The sequence below is a fragment of the Ancylomarina sp. genome (genome assembly GCF_041555295.1).
In the GTDB taxonomy this organism is placed as follows: Bacteria; Bacteroidota; Bacteroidia; order Bacteroidales; family Marinifilaceae; genus Ancylomarina.
On record NZ_JBFFKR010000213.1, the window covers coordinates 1 to 5,859 of the forward strand.

The 5,859-nt window shown below is 33.2% G+C and carries 7 protein-coding genes; 1 reads left to right on the forward strand and 6 read right to left on the reverse strand.

Features of this window, described 5'->3' with window-relative positions; all coding sequences use genetic code 11:
* Nucleotides 1–333: 333 nt before the first annotated feature.
* Complete coding sequence (locus ABY905_RS13035; protein WP_372644572.1) at nt 334–537, forward strand: hypothetical protein; 204 nt, start codon at nt 334–336, stop codon at nt 535–537.
* Nucleotides 538–1,017: 480 nt separating this feature from the next.
* Here ABY905_RS13035 and ABY905_RS13040 read toward each other — a convergent pair whose 3' ends face one another.
* The 6 genes from ABY905_RS13040 to ABY905_RS13065 all read right to left on the reverse strand — a co-directional run.
* On the reverse strand, nt 1,018–1,572 hold the full coding sequence (locus ABY905_RS13040) for an L-dopachrome tautomerase-related protein (protein WP_372644584.1): 555 nt from the start codon (nt 1,570–1,572) through the stop codon (nt 1,018–1,020).
* Complete coding sequence (locus ABY905_RS13045) at nt 1,550–2,005, reverse strand: hypothetical protein (protein WP_372644574.1); 456 nt, start codon at nt 2,003–2,005, stop codon at nt 1,550–1,552. The genes ABY905_RS13040 and ABY905_RS13045 overlap by 23 nt, the downstream gene beginning before the upstream one ends.
* A 93-nt stretch (nt 2,006–2,098) precedes the next feature.
* Nucleotides 2,099–3,100, reverse strand: a complete 1,002-nt coding sequence (locus ABY905_RS13050; RefSeq protein ID WP_372644576.1) for an alpha/beta fold hydrolase — start codon at nt 3,098–3,100, stop codon at nt 2,099–2,101.
* Nucleotides 3,101–3,369: 269 nt separating this feature from the next.
* Nucleotides 3,370–4,224, reverse strand: a complete 855-nt coding sequence (locus tag ABY905_RS13055; protein WP_372644578.1) for a type 1 glutamine amidotransferase domain-containing protein — start codon at nt 4,222–4,224, stop codon at nt 3,370–3,372.
* Nucleotides 4,225–4,297: 73 nt separating this feature from the next.
* Complete coding sequence (locus tag ABY905_RS13060) at nt 4,298–5,242, reverse strand: aldo/keto reductase (RefSeq protein WP_372644580.1); 945 nt, start codon at nt 5,240–5,242, stop codon at nt 4,298–4,300.
* Between the two features lie 270 nt (nt 5,243–5,512).
* Nucleotides 5,513–5,859, reverse strand: a 347-nt coding sequence (locus ABY905_RS13065; RefSeq protein WP_372644582.1) for a hypothetical protein, incomplete at its 5' end; no start/stop codon positions are given.

The following is a 5,859-nucleotide window of genomic DNA, read 5'->3' on the forward strand; positions in this document are numbered from 1 at the left end:
ACAATGTCAAAATAATCTAAAAGACCTGCTGGAAAGAATAAGGATAATATGGACTTGTGCATAAGAGAAAAATATATTCAATTTTATGCAAGTAAAGATATGATGAATTTAAAGCAGACCCAACTTTTGTCACTGACCCCTTTTCATGTATTCATTTCAATAATATGAAATCATTCTACTCTAATAAGAAGAATTGATCATGGAGATATCTTTTAGATATATCTATATGGAAATTTCATTGTAAACGTAAAAACCCAACCTTTCATTTGCCACTTGCTCATATTCAAATAATTCATTATTATTAAGGATAATGTTAATTAAACAAATTTTAATATGGACAGAGGTCACACGTACAGCGCTATTAAAAGTGTATTAAAGCCAATTGACAGTGGTAAAGTTTTAACAGGCAATGAAGTTTTTGAAGGAATAAAAGAAAATGGCTTTTACAATTTTCTGAGTTCTTTAGATGATAATATCATTAAAGAAAAACATCTCAAATTACATTCTTCTATAAATAAGATTGATATTGTAGGTTGAAAAGAAGAAATTGGCTATTTAGATTGGTATGAAAATGGTTTAAATGGATTAGTTCTTCTTTTATGGGAAATAAGCAACAGCATAATCAAGGCAAATGAAGAAAGGGCACACTAATTAAAGTGCAGCCCCCGACTTGTTTATGTGGATACTTACCCGCAAACTATTATCGTTGTAAAATACTATTAATACCAAATAAATTCTTCTCAACAGGTAACTATATGGATATTCTCTGTAAACCTGTAAACCATAACTGCTAACAACTGACATTAAGCTATTTAGAATGGTTTACAGAGGTTTGGCGAGTTTACATGCAGCTGTAACTATCTAACTATCAAAGTGACTTGGTTTACATGGTAATCATTTATATGCTCCCCATTAATACTGATGGAAAAACAACTTTAAAAAAACTTGTTTACTAATGTCTAATTTTTATTTTATTGATGGAGAATATTAAATCAGAAACGCCATTTTTTGTTTCGTTTATCCTTGAGTTTGTATGAAATAAATAGCCATCGTAAATACTAAAGATATCTGCCACATAATTTTTTCACCCTCGCAAAGTGTATTGATTTTGCCATTAAGTGTCAGGTATTGAATTTTGTTATTTTCTAAATCGCCAAAATATAAGATGCCTTTATCATCAAAAATCATCCCATCAGGAGTAGCGGTCTTGGCCACTAACTTTACGTCCGCCTCGATCTGTTCTTTATCACCATTATTTAATAGATCTGCTGAAACAGAATACAGATTGTATCGGGTTAAGCTGTGATAATATAAGCGATTCGTTTTGCTATTAAAGGCAATACCATCTGAATGAACGGTATTGTTCCACTTGACACCATTAATCGTTAAATAATCTGTTTCTGCTTTTGTTGAGTAATGATTATCTAAAACACGCTTACTTTCCTTCGTTGATAGATTAAATACCACTATACCTGGTTCACCTGAATCAGTCATATAAATACAATTATTTCGCTCATCTATGCGTAAATCATTAATATATGATGCAGGCTTATAGCTTTTGGGAGATAATATATATGTCTTTTAAACTATTGGTATTTAAATCAAACACAAATAGCCGGGGAGCATTTCTCACTCCTTTAAATAATAGATTCCGGGTATCTAAAACATACAATTCATTATTATGCACGACCACTGATTGAACAGCTACAAAAACAGAATCTGAAATGGATTTCTCAATTTCCCACTGGTTCCATTTTTTACTTGGATAAGGAATTGTGCTACCCTTAGCAGAAACTTCTACAACAGAATTCTCAACGCCTTCCCTCCATCTTGGGAAATTTGCAAAGACTCTACTCGTTTTGGTTACTGAAACCCCTGTAACCTGCTGCCCTTTATATTGAGCGACTTCAATAATTTCATTTTTATTCGATAGAGACTTTTGATTTACACAAGCCGACAATAAGATAGCGGTCTTGTATATGAAAAGCAGCGGATTTTCACGCACTAACTTTCTGGATTAGTACTGACCTTTATTTTATTATTTATCTTTCCTTAAAGCACTAAAACCGCTATTTTTTATATACGTTGTTGGCAACAGTTATTTTTTCAAAAATCTTATTAATGGTTTAATAAAGCTTTCAAATTTTTCAATATGTGGTAAATGCCCAACGTTTCCTATTTCTACTAACTCCGAATTAGGTATTTCCTTTTGTGTTTTCTTTCCTAATTCGCTATATAATCCCATAGTTTTTCGTACTTCTTCTGTAACCAAAGGTTTACCTAACGCAGTTCGGTCTCTAGTGCCAATAATGAGTAATGTAGGTGCTGTAATATTTTTAAACTCGTATACCACAGGTTGCGTAAAAATCATATCATAAGTCAAGGCATTATTCCAAGCTATGGTATTATAATTCGAATTTAGTGTCCAACCAGCAAGTAAGTTTACCCATTGATCATATTCGGGCTTCCATTTACTATCATAATAACTGACTAATTGATACTTTTTTATGCCTTCGTAGCTTTTTTTGAGTTCGTTTTTATACCACCATTCTACAGGTCTGTATGGCACTTTTAATTTCCAATCTTCAAGACCAATTGGGTTTTCTAAAATAAATTTTTCGGTAATATCAGGATACATTAAGGCGAACCGAGTAGCTAACATTCCACCCATAGAATGCCCTAAAATAGATGTTTCTTCTACTTTTAAAGTATCTAATAATGTTTTGGTGTTTTGTGCCAATTGTTGAAATGTGTAATGGAAATACTGGGGTTTAGACGATTTCCCAAAACCTATTTGGTCTGGAACTATTACACGAAAACCTTCATTTGTTAAGGCGTCAATTGTGGTTTTCCAATATGCACCATTAAAGTTTTTTCCATGAAAAAGCACAATGTTTTTTCCGTTATAATTCTTTGGCTTAACATCCATATAAGCCATTTTTAAATCCTGCTGTTGTATTTTTAAATTGAGCGTTGCAACAGGGTAAGGATATTCATAATTAGATAATTCAATATCTAACCATTGTAAATTCTCTGATTGTGCTTTAGAAACTTGAATTGTCAAGATTATTAATAATGTTGTGATTAAATATTTTTTCATTTTTTTTTAATTGTTGCAAACTGCTAATAATATAATTTGTATTCTCATAATAATTATTTTTTTTTAGTTAATGCCATTTATAGCTTAATTGGATACTCCCCATTTGAGCTTAACGCAGTCTGATGTTACTCATCCCATAAATTGCTATAAGTGACAGGTCCCTTATTTATATACCAAATCCTTCCATCAAAATATCTACGGTCTTTATTTATAGTTTTGATTTTATTCATATCCGGATTTTTCCTTTATGGACTTCTAGAATATAACTATTATTTTAACTGACGCAAAAATTCCGTCAGAAGATCAGGCAAGTCTGTAGGGTAACGACTGGTGATAAGATTACCATCCACTACCATCGGTTTATCCTCCACAATAGCTCCTGCATTTTTCAAATCAATATGAATACTCCAAGCAGCTGTCAGTTTACGGCCTTCAACAATTTTGGCGTTTATAAGAACCCACGGTCCGTGACAGATTGAGGCAATCGGTTTTTTTGCTTTGTCCATTTCTCTAACAAAAGCTAGGACATTTTTGTCAATACGTAAAGCATCAGGGTTCCAAGCTCCACCAGGAATAACAACCGCATCATAATCGACAGCTTTGACTTCATCTATAAAACGGTCAATTTTTACTTTTCCAGCATTTTCCATAAATCGCACAGTCTGTATATATTCTGTTCTACTAACAGGGTATTGTATTGCATATTTTTCAGCCCAGGGAGAATACTTTGGAGAAACAATATCCACAACAGCCCCTCTTGCCTTCAAATATTTTAAAAAACCAGTCAGCTCAATTTCTTCCACTCCATCAGTTGTAATAATTGCAATATGCTTCCCCGTTATCTTTTCTTCCTCTTTTATTGGAGCCATAAAAAAAGCCTTCAAAGCAGGATTTTTATCCAATAGACGGGCGGTATTGATAGTAGGTGATAAAGGTATTGTTTTCAAACCATCGGCAACTCCCAATTCAGAAGCAACTGAGGCTGAAGCCAAAGCTGAGACCCCAGTTACTTGTTGTCCCTTAAATTGTGCAACTTCAATAATATCATTCTTATTCGATAGTGACTTTTGAGTTACACAAGACTGCAATAAGATAGTAATCAGTAATATAATTTGTATTCTCATAATAATTGTTTTTTTGTTAATGTTATTTATAGTTAATAGGATACTTCCCATTTAAGCTTAATGTAGTCATAGGTCATTCATCCCATAAATTCCTATAAGTGACAGGTCCCTTATTTATATACCAAATCCTTCCATCAATATATCTACGGTCTTTATTTATAGTTTTGATTTCATCCATATCCACATCGGATAAAACAAGTTCTACTGCTGCTAAATTTTGCTCTAACCTTGCCGGATTTACTGATTTAGGAATAGCTGAGATTCCTCTTTTAAGTATCCATGCTAACAATACTTGTGCTGTAGAAACTCCTTTTTCTTTCGCGATGGCATTAATTTGTTCATCGTTCAATAGTACAGGTTCATCTTTTGACTTTAAATGTTCTGGTCGATCCGATGAGCCTAAAGGTGCATAGGCTGTTAATAATATGCCATTTGCCTTGCAGAAATCCACCAATGCCAATTGCTGCATATAAGCGTGAATTTCTACTTGATTCATTTCCGGTTTAATTTGTGCAGTTTGCATTAACTTCTCCAACTTGACGACACTAAAATTACAGACTCCAATATGACGGGCTAACCCTTCTTCAAATGCAGCCTCCATTCCTTTCCATGTATCAGCAATTGGGTATTCTGCAAAATCTTCAGTTTTCACAGGTAAAACAGCATTTGATTTTATGCCTATAGGGAAATGAATTAGATACAGGTCTAGGTAATCTAACTGAAGGTCAGACAGACTTTGTTTTAATGCAGGAATTACATTTTCACTTCCATGTGCATTACTCCATAGTTTTGAGGTAATCCATAACTCCTCTCGGACAACAATATTTTCAGCAATAGCTTCCCTTATTGCTTCTCCTATCTCTTTCTCATTTCCATAAATAGCAGCACAATCGATATGGCGATACCCTAATTCAATAGCCTTTTTAACTGCTCTACGCACATCATCAGAATCTGACCTCCAGGTTCCTAAACCTAAAACAGGCATTTGATCTCCGTTGCTATATTTTAAAAATCCCATGCTATAACTTGATTTCCATTATGATACTTTTAATTTTCTAAATTGCTTAAAAGAAGCCTATCTTTTTCTATAATAAAAAGTTTTTCTTTAGGACGTTTAAAATTTCCCGTATTATAAATCTAATTAGTCATTTATACGCCCCAAAGACTTCTTAATTTAAAACAGCTCATGAAATACAGATAAATTTAAGTGTTAATCCCATCTGTTTGAACGAATCGGATTTAAGTTAAAAATTTATTTAGGAGCTCCATCAGGATGGTGAGGTTCGTATTAATGCGAATAGCTTGTTTTCCCAACAACACTATTATTAGGAAAACAAGCACTAAATTGATATTCCTCTATTTTTATTTTATTGATGGAGAAAGTTAAATCAGAAACACCATTTTGTGTTTCGTTTATCCTCGAGTTTGTATAGAATAAATAACCTTTGAAAATACTGAAGGTATCTGCCCATTTTATTTTTTCACCCTCGCAAAGTGTATTGATTTTTCCATCAGGTGTGAGGTATTGAATTTTGTTATTTTCTAAATCAGCAAAATATAAGTTGCCTTTATCATCAAAAATCATCCCATCAGGCGCAGCGGTCTTAGCCACTAACTTTACGTCCGCTTCGATCT